Source organism: Nocardia colli, from assembly GCF_008704205.1.
In the GTDB taxonomy this organism is placed as follows: Bacteria; Actinomycetota; Actinomycetes; order Mycobacteriales; family Mycobacteriaceae; genus Nocardia; species Nocardia colli.
In genome coordinates, this window is the sequence record NZ_VXLC01000001.1 from 1,180,477 (window position 1) to 1,200,607 (window position 20,131).

Annotated in this window: 20 protein-coding genes and 1 tRNA gene; 10 read left to right on the forward strand and 11 right to left on the reverse strand. The window is 67.3% G+C overall.

Annotated features, from left to right (window positions below):
- Positions 1 to 40 precede the first annotated feature (40 nt).
- Both F3087_RS05545 and F3087_RS05550 read right to left on the reverse strand, forming a co-directional pair.
- A complete protein-coding gene (locus tag F3087_RS05545) occupies positions 41 to 862 on the reverse strand; it encodes a hypothetical protein (RefSeq protein ID WP_150400619.1) in 822 nt (273 codons plus the stop codon).
- 145 nt (positions 863 to 1,007) lie between these two features.
- Complete coding sequence (locus F3087_RS05550; protein WP_150400620.1) at positions 1,008 to 1,712, reverse strand: hypothetical protein; 705 nt, start codon at positions 1,710 to 1,712, stop codon at positions 1,008 to 1,010.
- Between the two features lie 309 nt (positions 1,713 to 2,021).
- Between F3087_RS05550 and rfbB the strand changes: the two genes are divergently transcribed.
- Positions 2,022 to 3,023, forward strand: coding sequence for a dTDP-glucose 4,6-dehydratase (gene rfbB / locus F3087_RS05555; RefSeq protein ID WP_150400621.1), 1,002 nt, complete (start codon positions 2,022 to 2,024; stop codon positions 3,021 to 3,023).
- A 1-nt stretch (position 3,024) separates the two neighbouring features.
- Here the strand turns inward: rfbB and F3087_RS05560 are convergent, their stop codons facing one another.
- A complete protein-coding gene (locus F3087_RS05560; protein ID WP_150400622.1) occupies positions 3,025 to 4,605 on the reverse strand; it encodes a DUF2142 domain-containing protein in 1,581 nt (526 codons plus the stop codon).
- Positions 4,602 to 5,594, reverse strand: coding sequence for a glycosyltransferase (locus F3087_RS05565; RefSeq protein WP_150400623.1), 993 nt, complete (start codon positions 5,592 to 5,594; stop codon positions 4,602 to 4,604). The genes F3087_RS05560 and F3087_RS05565 overlap by 4 nt, the downstream gene beginning before the upstream one ends.
- 147 nt (positions 5,595 to 5,741) lie before the next feature.
- On the opposite strand from F3087_RS05565, the gene F3087_RS05570 reads away from it, so the two are divergent.
- Positions 5,742 to 6,287 (forward strand): GtrA family protein, encoded by a 546-nt coding sequence (locus tag F3087_RS05570; protein WP_223884835.1) that lies wholly within the window; start codon positions 5,742 to 5,744, stop codon positions 6,285 to 6,287.
- A 124-nt stretch (positions 6,288 to 6,411) separates the two neighbouring features.
- Positions 6,412 to 8,325: a glycosyltransferase gene (locus F3087_RS05575; protein WP_150400624.1), complete on the forward strand. Its 1,914-nt coding sequence runs from the start codon at positions 6,412 to 6,414 to the stop codon at positions 8,323 to 8,325.
- Positions 8,326 to 8,382: 57 nt separating this feature from the next.
- On the opposite strand, the gene F3087_RS05580 is transcribed toward F3087_RS05575, so the two are convergent.
- From F3087_RS05580 to F3087_RS05605, 6 genes are all read right to left on the reverse strand, one after another.
- Positions 8,383 to 9,255, reverse strand: a complete 873-nt coding sequence (locus F3087_RS05580; RefSeq protein WP_150400625.1) for an SDR family oxidoreductase — start codon at positions 9,253 to 9,255, stop codon at positions 8,383 to 8,385.
- Positions 9,256 to 9,432: 177 nt separating this feature from the next.
- Positions 9,433 to 10,479, reverse strand: coding sequence for a ribosome small subunit-dependent GTPase A (gene rsgA, locus F3087_RS05585; RefSeq protein WP_150400626.1), 1,047 nt, complete (start codon positions 10,477 to 10,479; stop codon positions 9,433 to 9,435).
- A gap of 231 nt (positions 10,480 to 10,710) precedes the next feature.
- Positions 10,711 to 11,724: a galactofuranosyltransferase GlfT1 gene (gene glfT1, locus F3087_RS05590; protein ID WP_223884836.1), complete on the reverse strand. Its 1,014-nt coding sequence runs from the start codon at positions 11,722 to 11,724 to the stop codon at positions 10,711 to 10,713.
- Positions 11,721 to 12,578 (reverse strand): galactan export ABC transporter ATP-binding subunit Wzt/RfbE, encoded by an 858-nt coding sequence (wzt, locus tag F3087_RS05595; protein WP_150400627.1) that lies wholly within the window; start codon positions 12,576 to 12,578, stop codon positions 11,721 to 11,723. Before wzt ends, glfT1 begins: the two co-directional genes overlap by 4 nt.
- 10 nt (positions 12,579 to 12,588) lie before the next feature.
- The gene (gene wzm / locus F3087_RS05600; RefSeq protein ID WP_223884837.1) at positions 12,589 to 13,548 is read right to left on the reverse strand and encodes a galactan export ABC transporter permease subunit Wzm/RfbD; all 960 of its coding nucleotides are present in this window, start codon (positions 13,546 to 13,548) and stop codon (positions 12,589 to 12,591) included.
- Between the two features lie 152 nt (positions 13,549 to 13,700).
- Positions 13,701 to 14,306: a bacterial proteasome activator family protein gene (locus tag F3087_RS05605; protein ID WP_150400628.1), complete on the reverse strand. Its 606-nt coding sequence runs from the start codon at positions 14,304 to 14,306 to the stop codon at positions 13,701 to 13,703.
- Between the two features lie 250 nt (positions 14,307 to 14,556).
- Between F3087_RS05605 and F3087_RS05610 the strand changes: the two genes are divergently transcribed.
- On the forward strand, positions 14,557 to 15,759 hold the full coding sequence (locus F3087_RS05610; RefSeq protein ID WP_150400629.1) for a cysteine desulfurase-like protein: 1,203 nt from the start codon (positions 14,557 to 14,559) through the stop codon (positions 15,757 to 15,759).
- A 316-nt stretch (positions 15,760 to 16,075) separates the two neighbouring features.
- On the opposite strand, the gene F3087_RS05615 is transcribed toward F3087_RS05610, so the two are convergent.
- Positions 16,076 to 17,065: an NAD(P)H-quinone oxidoreductase gene (locus F3087_RS05615; RefSeq protein WP_150400945.1), complete on the reverse strand. Its 990-nt coding sequence runs from the start codon at positions 17,063 to 17,065 to the stop codon at positions 16,076 to 16,078.
- Between the two features lie 139 nt (positions 17,066 to 17,204).
- Between F3087_RS05615 and F3087_RS05620 the strand changes: the two genes are divergently transcribed.
- From F3087_RS05620 to F3087_RS05645, 6 genes are all read left to right on the forward strand, one after another.
- A complete protein-coding gene (locus F3087_RS05620) occupies positions 17,205 to 17,705 on the forward strand; it encodes a MarR family winged helix-turn-helix transcriptional regulator (RefSeq protein ID WP_150400630.1) in 501 nt (166 codons plus the stop codon).
- Between the two features lie 24 nt (positions 17,706 to 17,729).
- Positions 17,730 to 17,814 (forward strand) — tRNA-Ser (locus F3087_RS05625).
- Between the two features lie 118 nt (positions 17,815 to 17,932).
- A complete protein-coding gene (locus tag F3087_RS05630; protein WP_150400631.1) occupies positions 17,933 to 18,361 on the forward strand; it encodes a hypothetical protein in 429 nt (142 codons plus the stop codon).
- Between the two features lie 176 nt (positions 18,362 to 18,537).
- Positions 18,538 to 18,753, forward strand: coding sequence for a hypothetical protein (locus tag F3087_RS05635; RefSeq protein WP_150400632.1), 216 nt, complete (start codon positions 18,538 to 18,540; stop codon positions 18,751 to 18,753).
- A gap of 40 nt (positions 18,754 to 18,793) precedes the next feature.
- Complete coding sequence (locus F3087_RS05640; RefSeq protein ID WP_150400633.1) at positions 18,794 to 19,015, forward strand: hypothetical protein; 222 nt, start codon at positions 18,794 to 18,796, stop codon at positions 19,013 to 19,015.
- 165 nt (positions 19,016 to 19,180) lie between these two features.
- Positions 19,181 to 20,116 (forward strand): hypothetical protein, encoded by a 936-nt coding sequence (locus F3087_RS05645; RefSeq protein WP_150400634.1) that lies wholly within the window; start codon positions 19,181 to 19,183, stop codon positions 20,114 to 20,116.
- Positions 20,117 to 20,131 lie beyond the last annotated feature (15 nt).

The following is a 20,131-nucleotide window of genomic DNA, read 5'->3' on the forward strand; positions in this document are numbered from 1 at the left end:
GTTTCGCGGTGATATTCGGTTGTGCCAGTACTGCTTTCGGCTACTTGGCGGCCGGCGGCGCCACGAACGGCTGGTTGATCGTGGTGAAGTACTGGATCGCCGCACCGATCGCGACCGGGGCGGTGACGAAGATCTGACCGGCGATCACGCCGAGCGCGCCCATCGCGGCGGCGCCCGCGAGGCAGCCGGCGATGATGCCGCCGACGAACGGGCCGCCCAGGCCGACGATGGTGCCGCCGACGATGGTGCCGCCGACGATGGTGCCGCCGACGATGGTGCCGCCGACGATGGTGCCGCCGACGATGGTGCCGCCGACGATGGTGCCGCCGACGATGGTGCCGCCGACGATGGTGCCGCCGAGCGCGCCACCGAGAACACAACCGACGGCCGCGCCGCCGAGGCCGCCGACCAGGGTGCCGATGGTGGCGCCCATGGAGATGGTGGAGGTCATGCGCGACCAGGCGGCCTGCTCACGGTCGTACTCGTTCTTCCACGGCGCCTTGTCCTCGAACGGCAGGGCGACCGGCTTGTAGGTGGCCTTGCTCATGTCGAGCTGCGGGGTCAGCGTCGCGGTGCGGCCGGAGATGTCGGCGGCCAGCGGGAACTCGAACTCGTCGAGGCGGAACTTGAGCGGGGTGCCGGCCACGGTGGTGCCGTTGGCCGCCTTGATCTTCAGCGCATCGTCTTCGACCACGATCGAGCCGGAGTCGATGGAGATGATGGACTGGGTGTCGGTGGCCTGGGAGGTGAAGTTGATCGGCGCTTCGGCAGACTCGGCCGGCGCCGCGTTGACGGTGCCCGCCGTGACGCCGAGCACCGCGATTAGCAGCGCCGAGGTGGCGGCAAACTTCTTGATAAGCATTGATTTAGTCCTCTGTCAGTTGCGTTCAGCAGGCGGGGGACCGGCTTTGGATCGGGAAGGAGCCCCGCCTAGGCAGTCGCCGGCGGGGCTCCTGGCTCGCTGATGGTTGTGCGAGTTCAGTTGTGTCGCAGCGTCGTTCGCCGAATTACTTCGGGGCGACGAACGGCTGGTTGATGGTGGTGAAGTACTGGATAACCGCACCGATCGCGACCGGCGCGGTCACGAAGATCTGGCCGGCGATGGTGCCGAGCGCGCCGACAGCGGCCGCACCGGCGAGGCAGCCGGCGATGATGCCGCCGACGAACGGGCCGAACAGGCCGACGATGGTGCCGCCGACGATCACGCCGCCGAGCGCGCCACCCAGGACGCAACCGACCGCCGCGCCGCCGAGGCCACCGGTGAGGGTGCCGATGGTGGCGCCCATGGCGATGGTGTCCTTCATGCGGTTGAACGCCGCCTGCTCACGGTCGTACTCGGTCTTCCACGGCGCCTTGTCTTCGAAGGGCAGGGCGACCGGCTTATAGGTGGCCTTGTCCATTTCGAGCTGCGGGGTCAGCGTCGCGGTGCGGCCGGAGATGTCGGCGGCCAGCGGGAACTCGAAATCGTCCAGGCGGAACTTGAGTGGGGTGCCCGCGACGGTGGTGCCGTTGGCAGCCTTGATCTTCAGCGCCTCGTCCTCGACGACGATCGAGCCGGAGTCGATCGAGATGATGGACTGGGTGTCGGTGGCTTGGGAAGTGAAGTTGATCGGCGCGTCCTCGACGGCCGGCGCCGCGTTGACGGTGCCTGCCGTGACGCCGAGCGCGGCGATCAGCAGGGCCGACGTAGCGGCGAATTTCCTCATCAGCATTTTGTTGAGAACCTCGATGTGAAGCGTTCGGAGGGGACTAGACGATCGAAATCTAGACCAGCTAACGAGTGGTGAACCGGTTGTGACCTTTTATTCAAATTTTGTTCACCAAAGAGACCCATGGCATGGTGGGGTCGCGGAAATATGCACTCTAGGTGCGGGTTTCACCGCCGAATCGGACTGGGCGTCCTAGTTCTACTGCACAGTAAGAGACCAAGGTCACAGAGCGCAACTGTGGCGGAACCGCCGAGTTCGACTGACCTGGACTGGATCCTGCCGCACCGCGCCCGTGGACGTAAGGTTCATGGGGTGCGATTGCTTGTCACCGGCGGAGCCGGATTCATCGGAGCCAACTTCGTCAAGCAGACCATTGTCGACCGTCCCGACACCACCGTAACGGTTCTGGACGCGTTGACCTATGCCGGAAATCGGGCATCCCTGGACTCGGTGGCTGATCGGATCGATTTCATCCACGGCGACATCGCCGATCTCGATCTGGTCGACGAACTGGTCAGCGGAGTGGACGCGGTCGTGCACTTCGCCGCCGAATCACACAACGATAACTCGCTGGCCGAACCGTGGCCGTTCGTGCAGACCAATATTGTCGGCACCTATTCACTGCTGCAGGCCGTGCGCCGTTATGACGTGCGCTATCACCACGTGTCCACCGACGAGGTCTACGGCGATCTCACCCCGGACGCGCCCGCCTTCACCGAACAGACGCCGTACAACCCGTCGAGCCCGTACTCGGCCACCAAGGCGTCGAGTGATCTGCTGGTGCGCGCTTGGACCCGCTCGTTCGGCGTCCGCGCCACGCTGTCCAATTGCAGTAACAACTACGGGCCGTGCCAGCACGTGGAGAAGTTCATCCCGCGCCAGATCACCAACCTGATCGACGGCGTCCGCCCCCGGCTCTACGGCGCGGGTCATCAGGTGCGCGACTGGATCCACGTCGAGGACCACAACCGCGCGGTCTGGGACATCCTGGAGCGCGGGCGGATCGGGCAGACCTACCTGATCGGCGCCAACGGCGAGCTGGACAACAAGTCCGTGGTGCGGATGATTCTGGAGGCGTTCGACCGCGACCCGGACGACTTCGACCACGTTACCGACCGTCCCGGCCACGACCAGCGTTACGCGATCGACGCGACGCTGCTGCGCACCGAACTCGGCTGGGCTCCGCGCTACGCCGACTTCCGGGCCGGCCTGGCCGCCACCGTCCAGTGGTACCGCGACAACGAATCCTGGTGGCGCCCTGACAAAGCCGTCACCGAGCGGGCCTACGTGGCCGCGGGCGAGCAGACCCTCTAGCTCAGCCCCAGACGATGTCGTAGTACTTCCAGACCGCGCCGATCAGCGCGATCACGGTGGCCACGATGACCGTCACGGCGGGGCCGAGCGTCGGGGTCCGGCCCGCGACGTTGGTGAGCCGCAACGGCATCCAGCGCAGCAGCACCGCGAACGCGACGATCGCCAGCGGCACGAAGTAGCGTCCCTGCACCCCGTCGATGATGTAGTAGCCGACCGGCGTGAACGACATGTACAGCGTCACGTAGATCATCGCCACGCTGGCCGCCACGGTCAGCGCGACGAGCAACGTCCGCCGGAACGTCGCCGCGGTCATCCGATCCGCCACGCCGATGCTCACCGCGAAGGCGAACAGGCAGGCCAGCATGGTCAGCGCGGGCACGTCGATGTAGGCGAAGCCGAGCTCGCCGAAGAACTGGCTGAACCACCGCTCGTCGCGCAGCGCGATGCTCTCACCGAACACGTTGATGAAATGCCCCGGGTCGGTGAGGATTCCGCGCAACTGCTCGCCCGGCTTCACCGAATGCCACTGGTGCTCCGGGCGCATCAGGCCCATGCCGTCGCCGGTCGGCGCCGCGATCTTCATCCAGACCGCGAAGACCAGGCCGCCGAGTGCCGCGAAGCCCCACGGGATTCCGCGCTTCCAGCCGGTGAAGCCGAGCCGGTCCGCGGGCACCAGCACGACGAGCATCGCCAGCAGCACGTAGGTCGGCTTGCTGATCGGCAGCAGGATCGTCGCGGCCAGCAGCGCGCCGGTTTCCACGCGGCCGAGCCGGTCGCCCAGGAACAGCGCCTTCACCAGCAGCGCCGACACCATGATGGCCAGCGCGTTGGTCATGGTGTCCGCGGTGACGGTGCCCGCCTGGAACACCGCGATCGGCAGCACCGCGACGGTGAACGCCAGCCACTGCACCCGGTGCTTGCGCAGCGCGTACAGGCCGAAGCCGACCACGGAAACGTAGGCGAGCAGTCCGGCGAGCCTGGTCAGCGCGATCATCCCGCCGACGTCCAGGCCGAACAGCTCCGCGAGCCGGATGCCGATGGCGGCCGGGATATACGGCACCGGCGAGTAGGCCGCGGTGTTGGTGAACCAGACCGGTTCGCTGCGGTCGGACACCGCCGCGCCGCCGAGCCGGTCGTACGCGCTCGGGTCCTCGACCATCGAGCCGGGCTCTTCGGGGTTGGTCGTGTAGTCCCGCAGCGCGTAGCCCATCAGGGCGGTGATGCTGGTCGGGACGTCGCCGCCGTAGGCGACACCGCGATCGTCGTGGATCTTCTGCGGCAGCAGCCCGCCGTGCGCGACCTGGTAGGCACGGCCGAACTGGGTGATCTCGTCATGACCCCAGAAGGCCGGCGTGAGCACCGTGAACAGTCCGCCGAAGATGGCGACGAGCACGGTGAAGGCGATCGTCGCGCCACCGAGGCGCGTCACCAGCCGGCTCGCGAAATCACGGGCCGATCCGGATTCGGAAGTCTTGACCGACACGGCTTTCGCGGTGCCGTTGGTCGCTGCCGGAGCAGTGTCGTCCGGGGCCGGGGTGGATTCGCTGTCTTCGGCTGTGGCGCGTTCCGCCGAGGTGGTCACCGCCGGTCTCCGCCGGTGCTGGCGTCACCGCCGTTGCCGTTCGGATGGAAGTCGTCCGCGCTCACCGCGGAGTAGCGCAGGTACACCAGCCGCGCGGCCTCGTGCCGCGAGCGCCGGATGCCGTCCAGGATCAGGCCCGCGGTCCAGGCCAGGCTGCCGAGCAGCAGCAGGGTGAAGGCGAGGAACAGCGTCGGGAACCGGGGCACCGTGCCGGTGTTGTAGAACTCGACCACGATCGGGATGCTGAGCACGATCGAGACCAGCCAGCTCAGCGTGCCGAACAGGCCGTAGAACATGACCGGCCGCTCGTGCCTGGCCAGGCCGATGATCAGCGCCAGGATCTTGAGCCCGTCGTGATAGGTGCGCAGCTTGCTCTCGCTGCCCGCCGGGCGGTCGCGGAAATCGACCGGCACCGCGGTCCGCGGCACCCGCAGGTGCAGCGAGTGCACGGTCAGCTCGGTCTCGATCTCGAATTCGCGGGACACCGCGGGGAAGCTCTTCACGAACCGGCGGGAGAACACCCGGAACCCGCTCAGCATGTCTTCGACGTTCTCGCCGAACACCTTGCCGACCACGCCGTTGAGCACCTTGTTGCCGGTCTCGTGGCCGGCCCGGTACGCCGAGCCGCTCTCGTCCTGCCTGCGCACGCCGAGCACGTGATCGTACGGGCCGTCGAGCAGGGTCTTGATCATCAGCGGCGCGGCCGACGCCTCATAGGTGTCGTCGCCGTCGATCATCAGATAGACATCGGCCTCGATGTCGGCGAAGGCGCGGCGGACCACATTGCCTTTGCCCTTGGTGTACTCGTGGCGCACGATCGCCCCGGCGGCGCGGGCGCGCTCGGCGGTCTGGTCGGTGCTCAGGTTGTCGTAGACGTACACGACGATTCCCGGCACGGCGGCCTGCAGGTCGGCGACGACCTTGGCGACGGACGCTTCTTCGTTGTGGCACGGCACCACGGCGGCAATACGAAGCTCGGTGGAGTCCACCCGGGTCAATCCTCGCGATCGGTGGTGAATGTGGGAACACCGGGAGGGTACAGGGAACCCACCGTCGACGCGTGGCCGACCTCACCGCGTCGGGGGCGGAATTTTCGGTCGGGGCACACCGCGCGCGGGCTGCGGTACCGTCGGGCCGTGCCAACCAGTGAGTCGACCGCGCAGGCGGGCGAGACCGTGCCGCCCGTCGAGGGATCGATCGTCCGGAAGGTGCTGACCGCGCTGCGGCAGGGCAGCGCGTTCCTGGTGGTCGGGGCGATCGGCTTCCTGGTCGACGCGGGCACCTACAACCTCCTGGTGTTCTGGGGTGGCGAGGGGGTGCTCTATCACGCTCCGCTGCCGGCCAAGATCATCGCGATCGCGGTGGCCACGGTGGTCACCTATTTCGGCAACAAGTGGTGGACCTTCGCGCACAAGAAGACGGACAACCCGGGGCGCGAATACCTTCTCTACGCCGTGTTCAATGTCGTCGCGATCGGCCTGCAACTGGGTTGCCTCGGCTTCTCCCGGTACGTGCTCGACCTGTCCTCACCCCTGTCGGACAACATCTCCGGCACCCTCATCGGCCAGATCGTGGCGGTGATCTTCCGCTACTGGGCCTACGACAAGTTCGTCTTCACCGGCGCGCGCGAACCGGCCGACGCGCCCGGGAACGATACTTCAGCGAACGTTCAGCAACCGTAATAGACACGTCGGCACCACCACTGAGCAGGCAGCTAGCTACGCTGGTTGATATCCTCACCCCCGCCGCGAACGGCATCCAGGGGCAGTCTGTCCCGTCCGGCACGATAACGATTTCGAGGACTTCATGGATCAGTCGGCTACCCAGGCCGTGACCGAAACGAACGATCGAGCCCCGGCCGTTGACGCCCCGGCCTCGCTGCGCTCCGACCACCGAGCCCCGGATCGGCTGGTGTTGCAGCGCGGCATCTTCACCGGTCCGTCGGCCAAGGTGAGCGACGAGCTGTACGCCGTCGTCAAGGGTCGCGCGCATCGGGAACGCCAGGTGCTGCGGCTGGACAAGGGAACCGCCGCACACACCAACACCTACTTCGGCCGCTTCGCCGCGAGTTACTGGCAGCGCTGGACCACCGTCACCGAGGTACGGGTGACCATGGTGCTCGACGTGACCAAGAAGGCCAGGATCCGCCTGGTCGCCTCCGACATCGCGGGGCATCGCCGGATCATCGACACCGCGCAGGTCACCGAGAGCGGCCCGCTGACGCTCAACGCGCCGCTGGATCAGTACGTCGACGGCGGCGCGATCTGGCTCGAATTCGACGCCATCGGCGGCGATCTCGGCATCACCGAGGTCAGCTGGACCACGGCCGCGCCGGACCACATCCGTCCGGTCGCCATCGCCATCTGCACGTTCAACCGGGCCGAGGACTGCGCGCACACGGTCGCGGCGCTGGCCTCCGACGAGGTCGTGCTGGACGCGATCGACGCGGTGTACGTGGTGGACCAGGGCACCGACCTGGTGCAGAACCGGCCGCGCTACCAAGAGGTGGTGCCGGTCTTCGGCGACAAGCTGCGCTACCTCCGCCAGCCCAATCTCGGTGGGGCGGGCGGCTTCACCCGCGGCCTGTACGAGGTGTCCGCGGCCAACGAGCACGCCGACGTCATCCTGATGGACGACGACATCCTGTGCGAGCCGGAAACGGTGTTGCGGCTCAACGCCTTTGCCAACATGACGGTGGAGCCGACCCTGGTCGGCGCGCAGATGCTGTTCCTGCTCAACCCCGACTACCTCAATGTCGGCGCCGAAGAGGTGCACCTGCAGCAGTTGCGGCACGGCCAGAAGGTGCCGAAGGCGTTGCGCAACACCAGCATGCTCAAGAAGAACCAGGAGCGCCGGGTCGACGCGGGCTACAACGCGTGGTGGACCTGTCTGATCCCGGCTGAGGTGGTGGCCAAGATCGGGCTGCCGGTGCCGATCTTCTTCCAGTGGGACGACGTCGAATACGGCATCCGGGCCAGGGAGAACGGCTTCGTCACGGTCACCCTGCCGAACGCGGCGGTGTGGCACGCGGACTTCTACTGGAAGGACTACGACGACTGGGCGCGCTACTTCAGCACGCGCAACTCGTTGATCGTCGGCTCGCTGCACACCGATCTCGATGCGAAGGCGATCACCCGCAAGCTGTTCCGTGAACTCTCCGAGCAGCTGGTCGCCATGCAGTACGGCCTGGTGCACACCACCCTGCAGGGCATCGAGGACTTCCTGAAGGGTCCGAAGGTGTTGCAGGACGGCGGTATCGCCGCGCTGGCCGCCGCGCGCGGCACCCGCGCCGACTACGCCGAGACGATCAAGCATCCGGCCTCGACGCCGCCGGTGCGGTCCGGCGACATCCAATTGCGCCGCGCCACCGGCGAACCCAGCCGTCCGGTGCTGGTGCTGATCAAGCGGGCGATCAACCAGTGGTTCGGCCGCACCCAGCACGGCGTCATCGGCGTCACCCGCGAAGACGCGTACTGGTGGCATGTTTCGCTGTTCGACCACGTGGTGGTCACCGACGCCTCACAGTCCGGCGTCCGGGTCCGGCAGCGGGACAAGGCCCGGGCCCGGCAGCTGCTCCGCCGCACCATCCGGGTGCTGCGCGAGCTGCGCCGCGAATTGCCCGCACTGCAACAGCAGTACCGCGCGGCGGTGCCGGAGCTGACCAGCCGGGCCAACTGGGAGCGGCTCTACGGCATCGAGAAGACCAAGCGCGACAACTGATCTCACGCATGGCCGAGGGGACGGGCGAAGTCTTGCCCGTCCCCTCAGCTGTGTGCGCTACCGGCCGAGCGGCGAGTCGTCCAGGAACAGGTCGGTGGTGAGCTTGCCGTCGCCGGGCACGACGCGGTACTTCTCCAGATCCGTGATGCCGTGCGCGGCAAGGACATCGTCATCGATGAAGAAGTTGCCGGAGGTCGACTTGGCCGGTGAGGTGAGCACCAGGTAGGCGGCGTCGGCGTAGATGTCGGGGGTGCGCGAGGTGGCGATCATCTCCTCGCCGCCGAGCAGGTTCTTCACCGCGGCGGTGGCGATGGTGGTGCGCGGCCACAGCGAGTTGACGCCGATGCCGTCGCCCTTCAGTTCCTCCGCCAAACCCAGTGTGGTGAGCGACATTCCGTACTTGGCGATGGTGTAACCCAGCGCCATGCCTGCCCACCTCGGGTTGAGGTTGAGCGGCGGGGACAGGGTGAGGATGTGCGGATTGCGGTCGGCCGCGGCCGATTCGCGCAGCGCCGGGATGCTCAGCTTGGACAGCAGGAAGCTGCCGCGGGTGTTGATGTCCTGCATCAGGTCGTATTTCTTCATCGCCAGCGCGTCGGTCGGGGACAGATCGATCGCCGAGGCGTTGTTCACCACGATGTCGATGCCGCCGAACAGTTCCACCGTCTGGCGCACGGCCTCGGCCACCGAGTCGTCGATCCGCACATCGCCGACGAACGGCAGCACCTGGGCGCCGGCCGCCTCCAGCTCGGCCGCGGCGGTGTGGATGGTGCCGGGGAGCTTGGGATGCGGCAGGTCGGTCTTGGCGATCAGCGTGATGTTCGCGCCGTCCGCCGCGGCCCGCTTGGCGATCTCCAGCCCGATGCCGCGGCTGCCGCCGGACATGATGAGCGTTCTACCCGCGAGCGGCTTGGATCCCGGTTCCGTCATTGACCTGCTCCTGTCGTCAGCGCCGCAGGCAAGACCCCGCAGCCTTCCACCGATTGCACAATAAGCGTAAACCCTCGTCATATGCAACGGGTTGCATAGGGAGGTCGGGTGGGGCCGTCGCGCCGGGCGGGCGGTCGCTGATCCGCGTGCCGCCCGCCCGCGCTCCGGGGTGATCACTCAGCGACGGGAGCCACGTTCCCGGTAGCCCTGCCGCTGCTGTTTGGCGATGGCGCGCCAGTCGCGTTTGCGCTCGGCCTCCAGGCGCTTGTCGGTCCGGGCGGCCATCCAGGCGTTCTCCTTGGCCAGCTTGCGGTAGCTGTCGAAGCGCCGCTGCGGGAGTTCGCCGTTGTCGATGGCGGTCAGCACGGCACAGCCGGGTTCGCCGTTGTGCGCGCAGTCGCCGAATCGGCAACGGGCGGCGAGGGATTCGATGTCGCTGAAGGTCTTCTCGATCCCTTCGGCGGCATCCCAGAGCCCGATCCCGCGCAACCCCGGGGTGTCGATGAGCGTGCCGCCGTTCGGCAACGGCCGCAGCTCGCGATGCACCGTGGTGTGCCGCCCCTTCTTGTCCGCCGCGCGAACGGCGTTGGTGGCGAACACGTCCTGCCCGAGCAGGGCGTTGGCGAGGGTGGACTTGCCGGCGCCGGACGGGCCGATCAACGCGACCGTTCCGTCGAGCATGGCGGCGAGTACGTCCAGCCCGGCGCCGCTGTTCGCGCTCACCGTGAGCACGCTCGCGCCGGGCGCGACCGCGCGCACGTCCTCGATCGGAATATCTTCTGCCGCATCGGCTTTGGTCAGCACGACGATCGGTTGCGCATTGCTTTCCCAGGCCAGCGCGAGCATCCGCTCGATCCGGCCCAGGTCGACATCCGCGTCGGCCGCCGTGCAGAGCAGCACCGTGTCGACATTGGCGGCGAGCACCTGGCCCTGCGACCGGCCCGACACCGACGACCGCATGATCGCCGACCGGCGCGGAAGTAGTTGCCGCACCGCCGATTCGGCGTCGATCGTCACCCAGTCACCGGTGCACAGCCCGCTGACCTCGGCATCGGCCCGCGGGCACCGGGCCCGGACCGGCCCCGTCGGGGTGGCGACATCACATTCGCTGCGATCCATCCGGATGACCCGGGCGGGCACACAGCCGTCCTCGATCATCGAGGCATACTCGTCAGCTACGGCTTCGGTCCAGCCGTAAGGAACAAGAAGGTCGTTCTCGACCATGATGGAAGAAGTCTTTCGTTGGGCACCGAGCCCAACCCGGACTCAGCGACGGAAGAATGAGGTGGCGTTCCGTGTGGCGGCGTGCACAAGCACAGCTCGTCCGGACACGACAATCCGCAGGTTCCTAGCCACGGTCAACACCTCCTCGCCTCTCTCGCAGTTGCCCCACTGTGACATGAGCCAGTTTTCCCGCGCAACCGATTTATTCGACCGGCCGCGACCGCGGGATGGCTACGGGCGCTGGTCCGGCTTGCCGAACTGCTCGTGCCGGCCGAGGGAGCGCAGGTGGAACCATTCGCGCAGGCCGGCCGGGTCGCGGCGGGTGACCAGGAAGAACCAGGAGAAGCGAATCCACTCCTGGGGGAGCAGCTTTCGCATGCCGGGCTGGGACATGAGGTAGCCGCGGTTGCGGTAGGTGAAGTACCGCTTGATCGGGTCGTCCGGGTACTGGGTGTGCATGCGGCCGCCGAGGATCGGCTTGAATTCGTCGGCGCCGTTGGGGTGCAGGTACGCGGTCTGCAAACAGGTGCCGAAGGGCAGGCCGGAGCGGACCAGCCTGCGGTGCACCTCGACCTCGTCGCCGCGCACGAACAGGCGCAGGTCGGGCACGCCGATCACGTCGACCACCTTGGCGGAGATCAAGGCGCCGTTGAACAGCGAGGCGATGCCGGGCAGGAAGTCCTCGTCGCCGAGTTCGGACCGCAGCCGCCGCCAGACCACGCCGCGGCGCAGCGGGAAGGCCAGCCGGTCGGGTTCGTTGATGTCGCAGACCACCGGCGACACCTCGACCAGCCCGTGCCGTTTCGCGCAATCCAGCAGGGTGGCAAGGACATCCGGTCCCTCGGGGCGGCCGTCGTCATCGGCCAGCCAGACCCAGTCCGCGCCGACGCTCAGCGCGTGCAGCATGCCGAGCGCGAAACCGCCCGCGCCGCCGAGGTTGTGCGCCGAACCGAGGTAGGTCGCCTCGATCGGCTGATCGCGCACCAGGTCGGCCACCTCGGGCTCGTTGGCATTGTCGACCACGATCAGGTGATCCACCGGACGAGCCTGGGAGGCAATGACTTTCAGCGATTCGGCGAGCAGCTCGCGGCGCTTGTGGGTGACCACGACGGCCACGATGCGAGCCTCCGGCCCGGTCCCCGTCGGAATGTACGCCTCGGCTGCACTGGAGCTCTGCGGCGCGGAGTCGACCAGGGCATCCGCCCCGGTCTCGATCGGGGTGTCCTGCCCGGTCGGCTCACTCATGCCTTGTTCCGCTCCAGTTCTCGGTCGGTTCCCATGGTCTTTTCGGCTTCCAGTTCGCGCTCGGCTTCCAGCTCACGCAGGACGGTCGCGACGTGGTTGCCCGCGTCCGGCCCCTCATACGCGCGCACCACTTCTTCGATGCCGCCGCGCTGCCGGATCCGGCCGTGATCGATCCACAGCGCGGAATCGCAGAGTTGCGCGAGAAATTCGTTGGAATGACTGGCGAATACCAGAATGCCCGATCGGGCCACCAATTTCTGCAGACGCAGCCGGGCCTTCTTCATGAATTCGGCGTCGATCGCGCCGATGCCCTCGTCGAGCAGCAGGATCTCGGGGTCGATCGAGGTCACCACGCCCATGGCGAGCCGGACCCGCATGCCAGAGGAGTAGGTACGCAGCGGCATGTACAGGTAATCGCCGAGGTCGGTGAAATCGGCGATCTCGTCGACCTTGGCCAGCATGGACTTGCGCGTCTGCCCGAGGAAAAGGCCGCGGATGATGATGTTCTCGTACCCGGAGATCTCCGGGTCCATGCCGACACCGAGATCGAATACCGGCGCGACCCGGCCGCGGATGCGGGCACCGCCCCGCGAGGGCTCGTAAATTCCGGCCAGCAGCCGGAGCAGGGTCGATTTGCCCGCGCCGTTGTGCCCGACCAGGCCGACCCGGTCGCCTTCCTTCAGCGAGAGCGTGATGTCGTTGAGTGCCTCGACGACGACAACATCGGACTGGTTGCGCCCGATCGCGCCGCCGGCCTTACCGAGGAACGCCTTTTTCAACGAACGCGATTTGGCGTCGAAGATCGGGAATTCGACCCAGGCATTGCGGGTTTCGATACTCACATGGTCGGTCATCGATACCCTCCTAAACCCAGTACGGCACGCGCGAGCGGAACTGCTTCATCGCGAAGATCGCGACCAGCCAGCCGACCACGGTGATCGAGCCGACGATCACCCAGTGATACAGATGCTGGTCTTCGCCGAGCAACGGTGCGCGAACGATCTCCAGATAGTGGAACGTCGGGACGATCTCGATCAGCCTCGCGCGGTCACCGACCGCGCCGCCCTGCGAGGTCAGGCTTTTCGTGCTCCACATCACCGGGGTCAGCACGAACAACATCAGGGTCAGGCTGCCGAGGATCGGCGCGATATCGCGATAGCGCGTGCTGAAGATGCCGAACACGATCGACACCCACATCGCGTTGAGGAACAGCAGCCCGAGCGCGGGGATGGCGAATATCGCGGTCCAGTGCAGCTTTTCCCACACACCGAACGCGACGAGCACCACGACATAGATCAGCATGTTGTGCGCGAAGAACAGCAACTGCCGCCAGACCAGGCGATAGACGTGCACGCTCAACGCCGACGGCAACTGCTTGATCAGTCCCTCGTTGGCCACGAAAACATCGGAGCCCTCGAGGATGCTGGCGCTGATCACATTCCAGATGATGATGCCGACCGCCACATAGGGCAGGTAGTCCTTGATCGGCTGGCCGAGCAGCGCGGCGTACAGCAGACCCATCGCCGCGGCCTGCACACCGGTCGCGATGGTGATCCAGAACGGACCGAGCACCGAGCGCCGGTACCGCTGCTTGATGTCCTGCCAGCCGAGCGACAGCCACAGTTCCCGCTGACCGAAACCGACGCGAAAGTCCTTGAATGCGCGCCGGTAGGTCTGTGAATCCGACGGGAACGGGTCGGTGTCCACGGGCTCGGCGACCGCGGTCGCCGTCGAGGTTTCGCTGGGGGTCACCTGGTCCTCTTCCGCTGCGCCGTCGTCGGAGCGCACCGCACTGTCGTCGGAGGGATCGTCCTCCGAGCGCACGGATTCATCTGAGCTGTCATCTGAACGCACTGAGCTCTCTTCAGGACGCCCCGAACCCATGTCCGAGTCGGGGCGGGCGGCAGCGGCGGGCACGGTGCACGACACTACCCTTGGACATTCCCGCCGACCCGCGTGGACGCGGGTCGGTCACCTCACAAATACTGCCCGGACCCGCCGGTCACGTGGTTGGCCGGGCCGCCGCGGGGGTCGCCCGCGTGGATGCCGGGCGGTAGCGCGCCCTGGCGCATCTGCTCGAGTTGCGCTCGCGCGGCCATCTGCTGCGCGAACAGCGCGGTCTGGATGCCGTGGAACAGGCCCTCCAGCCAGCCGACCAGCTGCGCCTGCGCGATCCGCAGCTCGGCGTCGGACGGGATGGCGTCGTCGGTGAACGGCAGCGTGAGCCGCTCGAGCTCGGCGCGCAGTTCCGGGGCCAGGCCCTGTTCCAGTTCGCGCACCGACGACTTGTGGATCTCCTTGAGCCGGCTGCGGCTCGCGTCGTCCAGCGGTGCCGCGCGCACCTCTTCGAGCAGCTGCTTGATCATGGTGCCGATGCGCATGACCTTCGCCGGCTGCTCGACCATGTCGGCGAGCGATTCGCCGGTATCGTCCCGATCGTCCGACTCGTCCTTCTTGTCCTCGTCGGTCACCACCTGCGCGGTGAAGGGCGCGTCCGCCGCGGCCTCCGCTGGGATGACCAACGGGTGGCCGTCCGGTCCGACAACGACGATGTGGTCCGGGGCCTCATCCGATTGCGTCATGGTCCCTATCATGTCGCGTCGTTCCCGAACGCGCTAAGTCGGTGTTCAGCGGGCTGGGGATAACCGGCTGCGACCAGGTTGCCCGGTACCCGGCGTGGTGACCCGGTGGCGTTCTATTCTGTTCGGGTCGTGTGGTTCGGATTTGCTGAAAGTCGGTTGCCATGCTGAGTCCCAGGTCGCTGTGCCCCCGCTGTGAAGCGGAGGGGAACGCAGTTACACAGGCTCGCCCGCTGCCCTTAGAGTGGCCAACATGACTTACGACGTCGCGAGGGTTCGGGGCCTGATACCGTCCCTCGGCGACGGCTGGATTCATCTCGACCCGCAAGCGGGCATGCTGGTGCCGGACGCGGTATCTCGCGCCGTCTCAACAGGATTCCGAACTTCCTCTTTTTCGCATATCGGTCGTCATGGTGCGGCGGTGCGCAGCGCCGCCATCCTGGACGCGGCCCGCGAGGCGGTGGCGGATCTGGTCGGCGGCGATCCGGCGGGCGTTGTGCTCGGCCCCGATCGGGCTGTGCTGCTCGCCTGGCTGGCCGAATCGCTGAGCTCGCGGCTTGGGCTCGGCACCGGCATCGTGTTGTCCCGGCTGGACGACGAGGCGAATGTCGCGCCGTGGCTGCGTATTGCCAATCGGTACGGCGCGCACGTGCGTTGGGCCGAGGTGGAGATCGAGACCTGCGAGATGCCGTCCTGGCAGTTCGAGGAGTTGATCGGGCCGACCGCGCGCCTGGTCGCGCTCACCGCCGCCTCGCCGATCGTCGGCTCCGCGCCCGCGGTCCGGGTCGCCGCGGACCGGGTGCACGAGGTGGGCGGGCTACTCGTCGCGGACGCGTTCGGCGCGGCGCCCTACGCGCTCATCGACATCGACGAACTCAATGCCGACGTGGTCGCGCTCAGCGCGCCCGCCTGGGGCGGTCCGCAGATCGGCGCGCTGGTGTTCCGCGATCCGGCCTTCCTCGATCGAATTCCCTCGATGTCGTTGAACCCCTACGCCAAGGGCGCCGAGCGGCTCGAGGTCGGCGGACATCAATACGCCCTGCTCGCCGGGCTGACCACCTCCATCGACTTCCTCGCCGGACTCGACGAACGCGCGCGCGGCAGCCGCCGCCAGCGCCTGGAAATGTCGATCACCTCGTTGCAGGACTACCACGATCAGCTCTTCGAGCACCTGATGGACGTGCTGGACAAGATCCCGAACCTCACCGTGATCGGCCGCGCCTCCACCCGAATCCCCACCGTCAGTTTCACTCTCGCGGGCATGCAGGCGGAGAAGGTCGCAGCCAAGCTCGCCGACAATCGAATCGGCACGCTCAGTGGCGTGCACGGCGGCAGTCGGCTGCTGGACGCGCTCGGGGTCAACGACGAGGGTGGTGCGGTGACGATCGGCCTCGCACCCTACACCACCAAGTTCGAGATCGACCAGCTCGGCCGCGCCCTCGCCGCCTTGGAGTAGACCTCCCGCGCACCAATTCTCCTCCCGCGCTGAAACCAGCGGGCAATCCTATGCGCGCCAAGCAAATTCGTGCGCGGCACCGGCGATCGCCCCTGCCGAGCCCGGGCTGTGTCTGTGTGCCGCGCACCGATTCTCGTGCTGCGCACGAAGCGGCGGGCAATCTTGTGCGCGCCAGGTGAATTCGTGCGCGGCGCTGGGCATCCGCGCCGCCGCGCTACGGCTGTGTCTGTCTGCTGCGCGCTGATTCTCGTGCTGCGCACGAAGCGGCGGGCAATCTTGTGCGCGCCAGGTAAATTCGTGCGCGGCGCGTGCGTTGTCAGAGGTCCTGTACGCGCAGAACGACTTTGCCGAAGGCTTCGCCGGATTCCAGCAGGCGGTGGGCTTCGCCGGCTTCGGTGATCGGCAGTTCGGCGTGGATCACCGGCGCGACTGTGCCGTCCGCGACCAACGGCCACAGGTGGCGGTTCACCTCGGCGATGATCTCGGCCTTGCTGCCGTGTCCCGTGGCCGGCCGGTTGCGCACGTTGGTCGCGTGCACCGTGCCCCACTTCCGCAGCAGCGCAGCGACATTCAGCTCACCGGTGACGCCGCCCTGCATACCGATGATCACCAGATGCCCGAAGTCGGCCAGCGCATCGACGTTGCGGGACAGGTAGACCGCGCCCATGTTGTCGAAAATGACGTCCGCGCCGGAACTTTCGGCGCGCACCGCGGCGACGAAGTCGTCCTCTTTGTAGTTGATCAGCACGCTCGCGCCGAGTTCCTTGCAGCGCTGCAACTTCTCCGCCGAGCCGGCGGTCACCGCGACCCGTGCGCCGAGGCTGCGTGCCACCTGGATGGTATGCGTGCCGATCCCGCTGCCGCCGCCGTGGATCAGCAGCAGTTGACCCGACTGGAGTCCCGCCGTCATCACCAGGTTCGACCACACCGTCGCCGCCACCTCGGGCAGCGCCGCGGCCGCGCCGAGATCCAGGCCGTCCGGCACCGGCAGCAACTGTGTGGCCGGTGCGACCACCTTCTCGGCATAGCCACCGCCGGACAGCAGCGCGCACACCCGATCGCCGACCTGCCAGTCGCGCACACCGTCACCGAGCGCGGCGACGATGCCGGAGCATTCGAGGCCGATCACCTCGCTGGCGCCCGGCGGCGGCGGATAAAACCCCTGCCGCTGCATCAGGTCGGCCCGGTTCACCCCCGCGGCCGCCACTTCGATCAGTACCTCGCCGTGTCCGGGCACCGGATCCGGCGCGTCCGCCCACGCCATCACCTCGGGCCCGCCGGAACCGTTCAGCTTGATCGCATGCACAGGCTCCATAGTGCTCCGGCCCGCCGCGCCGCGAAACGGGGCCCCCGCCCGGTCACCTGGGCGCGATCCGGGGCCGGGGCCGCCCATCGACCGATACGCTTTCCCCACAGCAACTTTCCGCAGTTGGGGCCGACATAGAATGAGCAGCGTGCATTCCGAACCGAGCAGTCCCGTGGCGGCCGAGCCGAGGTGGCTCACTCCGGCTCAGCAACGGGCCTGGCGGGCCTATATGGACGGGCACCAGCGGCTGATGGCCACGTTGAACCGGCAGCTACAACGCGACAACGACCTCAGCGTCGCCGAATACCGCATCCTGGTCCTGCTGTCCGAGGCCCCCGGCCACGCCCTGCGGATGAGCGAACTCGCCGACGGCGTGCTCTCCTCCCGCAGCCGCCTCACCCACCAGATCCGCCGCCTCGAAGGCGAGCGCATGGTCCGCCGCAACACCTGCCTGGAAGACGGCCGCGGCGTCCTCGCCGAGCTCACCGACGAGGGCATGCGCCGCCTCGAAGCCGCCGCCCCCGGCCACGTAGAAGCAGTCCGCCGCGACTTCGTCGACCTCCTCACCCCCCACCAGCTAGAGGTCATCGCCGAAGTCTTCGCCCGCATCGATCAGGAAATCGGAGCGCGCCCCCTCTGACCCGTCCGCTACCATCGTGTTCCTGGAGACGTGGCAGAGCGGCCGAATGCACTCGCCTTGAAAGCGAGCGTCGAGAGATCGACCGGGGGTTCAAATCCCTCCGTCTCCGCTTCGGTAGGTTGCAGGTCGGGGCTGGTTTCGGGGATCGCGTCCCGGCTTGTGGGCGGTGATCTGGGTGCGGAACACGTTGTGTTCGAACCTGTTTGCGGGCAGGATCCGGTCGTGTGATGAACAAACGAATTACTGGAGCCATCCTGCTTGCCGCGTCTGCTGCGGCCGTGACGTTCGCCCCGCTTACCGCCGCTCCCGCCGTTGCGGCGGCCCCGTTCAAGGCCCCTGTGGTCACCTTCGAAGGGACCGGGCCGGGGACGGTGACGGCCACCCTGACCAACCCGAACGAGCGGGGGCAGTGCTGGGCGGAGGCCGGCGTCGGACCGGAGAACAATCACGTCTTCTTCGGCGAGGGCAAGCTGGAGTCGCTGGCCCAGCCCGGCCAGACCATCAAGACCACGCTGACCGGCCTCGAGCCGGGCACCAAGATCACCGCGCGCGGCGGTTGCGCGGACACCAGCCCCGCGGGCGGCTACGAGCTGAGCGAGACGGTCACCGTCGCCGTGCCTGCCAACAAGCCGGCCACTGGCAGCTTCGGTAGCTAGTTCGCCACGACGAGGGCGCAGGTCGCGCGGTTTCACTGCCAACCCTGCGCCTCTCGCCGGCACGCTGTCGACTGCCGAAAATGGCAGTCCTGCTGGCAATTTCGATTTCCCCGTGGATACGTTGTGATGGACGCCAGATGTGCGTCGATGCAACTGGTTCGAATTGGGGAGAATTCATGAACTTGCGCAAAAAGCTGCCACTCGCCTTCGCGGCCGCCGCGACCATCGCAGGCTCGCTGGCGCTCGCGGCGCCGAACGCCAGCGCATACCCGAGCCAGCCGTGCACGGAGGCGACCGAGGCCTGGCACGCCTGGGACGGTCCCGGATACGCGGGCCAGGAGTACTACTGCGGTTACAGCGAAGCACAAGGCTGGCACTGGCAGCCCATCTAGGACGACGCATTCGGGTCAGCTCGTTCATTTGGGGAGAAACATGAACACCTTCGGCAAGAAGCTGCCGTTCGTCATCGCCACCGCAGCGGCGATCGCGGGATCGTTGGCGCTGGCTGCGCCGAACGCCACTGCGGAGCCCACCGACATCGTCTGTTCCAGGGATTTCATGAACTGGACGGCATGGGACGGTCCCGGAACCACCGGCCGGCAATATGTCTGCACCTACGACAACGACCGTGGCTGGCACTGGCAGCTCACATAACGACACCTCGTTCGGTATGACAGGCAGGGGCGATGATGTGTCGCCCCTGCCTTCCGCTCCGCTATGGGCTGTGTCCTGGCGTGTTTGTCTCCCACATCGCCGGGTAACCGCCCGTCGACGCGGGTGTCAACGCGACATCGAAGCCAGCGAGGACGGGAGACGCCGATGAGCGACGAGAAACGCCACGCCGACGGCGACACCGAGACAGGCAAGCCGATCGTAAGTGGTCCGATCGCCGAGGAAGCGTTGCGCGGGGAGCGCGACGAGACCAGAGAGCAACTCGGGCAACCGGTTTCGGAACCGTCCGGCAAGGCAGACGCTGCCGTGCCGGCCGCCGATGAGCCGAGCGACGCTGCGCGAGAGAAGGGGGACGCTGTGCAGGAAAAGGCCACGGAGACAGTCGAGGCCGCCGCCGAGCAACTGGCGCAGGCAAAGGCCGCCGCCAATCGCACGACCGCCGAGCCGAAAGCGGCGGCGAGCAAGAAGACCGCCGCGACCAAGCAGGCCGCAAGCCAGAAGGCAGCGTCGGCCAAGGAATCCGTAAACGAGAAGGCTGCGGAGGCCAAGGAATCCGTCGGTGAGAAGGCCGCGGAAGTCAAGGAATCCGTCGGTGAGAAGGCCACGGAAGCCAAGGAATCCGTCGGTGAGAAGGCCACGGAAGCCAAGAAGTCCGTCGGCGAGAAGGCCACGGAAGCCAAGGAATCCGTCGGCGAGAAGGCCACGGAGGCAACCGAGTCCGCCAGCCAAATCGCCACGGCAGCAAAGGAATCCGCGAACCGCAAGGCTGCCGAAGCGAAGGCCGCAACCGCTCGCGACGCGGACGAGGCAGCGGCCGCCTTGCGCGAACATGCCGCGCAGGCAAAGGAATCCGCGACCCGGACCGCAGCCAAGGCCGAGCAACTCGTCGAGGAAAAGACTCAGCAGGCCAAGGCGCAGACCCGCGAACTGGTCGACAAGGTCGATGCCGAGACCTCGGAACCGATCATCGAACGCGGCACGCAGGCCGCGGACCTGGCCCGGAAACCACCTGCCGTGATCGCCGGAGCCGCAGCACTCGCGGCCCTGGTCGTGTGGCGGGTCCTGCGCCGCAAGCGATCGTGAAGCCGCGGTCGGCGG

Excerpts from the sequence above, each read along its gene's own strand:
- F3087_RS05545 (WP_150400619.1), bottom strand. The coding sequence starts at position 862 with ATGCTTATCAAGAAGTTTGCCGCCACCTCGGCGCTGCTAATCGCGGTG.
- F3087_RS05550 (WP_150400620.1), bottom strand. The coding sequence starts at position 1,712 with ATGCTGATGAGGAAATTCGCCGCTACGTCGGCCCTGCTGATCGCCGCG.
- F3087_RS05575 (WP_150400624.1), top strand. The coding sequence starts at position 6,412 with ATGGATCAGTCGGCTACCCAGGCCGTGACCGAAACGAACGATCGAGCC.
- F3087_RS05580 (WP_150400625.1), bottom strand. The coding sequence starts at position 9,255 with ATGACGGAACCGGGATCCAAGCCGCTCGCGGGTAGAACGCTCATCATG.
- rsgA (WP_150400626.1), bottom strand. The coding sequence starts at position 10,479 with ATGGTCGAGAACGACCTTCTTGTTCCTTACGGCTGGACCGAAGCCGTA.
- glfT1 (WP_223884836.1), bottom strand. The coding sequence starts at position 11,724 with ATGAGTGAGCCGACCGGGCAGGACACCCCGATCGAGACCGGGGCGGAT.
- wzt (WP_150400627.1), bottom strand. The coding sequence starts at position 12,578 with ATGACCGACCATGTGAGTATCGAAACCCGCAATGCCTGGGTCGAATTC.
- F3087_RS05605 (WP_150400628.1), bottom strand. The coding sequence starts at position 14,306 with ATGACGCAATCGGATGAGGCCCCGGACCACATCGTCGTTGTCGGACCG.
- F3087_RS05610 (WP_150400629.1), top strand. The coding sequence starts at position 14,557 with ATGACTTACGACGTCGCGAGGGTTCGGGGCCTGATACCGTCCCTCGGC.
- F3087_RS05620 (WP_150400630.1), top strand. The coding sequence starts at position 17,205 with ATGAGCAGCGTGCATTCCGAACCGAGCAGTCCCGTGGCGGCCGAGCCG.
- F3087_RS05630 (WP_150400631.1), top strand. The coding sequence starts at position 17,933 with ATGAACAAACGAATTACTGGAGCCATCCTGCTTGCCGCGTCTGCTGCG.
- F3087_RS05635 (WP_150400632.1), top strand. The coding sequence starts at position 18,538 with ATGAACTTGCGCAAAAAGCTGCCACTCGCCTTCGCGGCCGCCGCGACC.
- F3087_RS05640 (WP_150400633.1), top strand. The coding sequence starts at position 18,794 with ATGAACACCTTCGGCAAGAAGCTGCCGTTCGTCATCGCCACCGCAGCG.
- F3087_RS05645 (WP_150400634.1), top strand. The coding sequence starts at position 19,181 with ATGAGCGACGAGAAACGCCACGCCGACGGCGACACCGAGACAGGCAAG.